Here is a 230-nt window from a genome sequence, read left to right as displayed (position 1 = left end):
CAAGGCTGTCTCCTGGAGAGAGGCCGCCTGCTGTTCCGTGCGGGACGAAAGGTCAACGTTGCCAGATGCAATCTGACTGGATCCAGTGGCAATGCTATCGGCCGCGGTACGGACTTCACCTATAAGCTTGACGAGGCTTGCCTGCATACTGCCCATTGACGACAGCACACTCCCAGCCGGGGCGCCAACTGCACCAGAAACCACACCAAGGTCTCCCGCCGCTATGCGCC

At 60.4% G+C, this 230-nt stretch carries 1 pseudogene; it reads right to left on the bottom strand.

Annotated elements, in window-relative coordinates:
- Nucleotides 1-230 (bottom strand): annotated as a pseudogene (locus SB771_RS37460) (methyl-accepting chemotaxis protein); the annotation flags it as partial.

This window comes from Burkholderia sp. SIMBA_051 (genome assembly GCF_046534915.1).
Taxonomy (GTDB): domain Bacteria; phylum Pseudomonadota; class Gammaproteobacteria; order Burkholderiales; family Burkholderiaceae; genus Burkholderia; species Burkholderia ambifaria.
The sequence above is the reverse complement of the archived record's forward strand: the minus strand, read 5'-3'. Positions and strand labels throughout refer to the sequence as shown.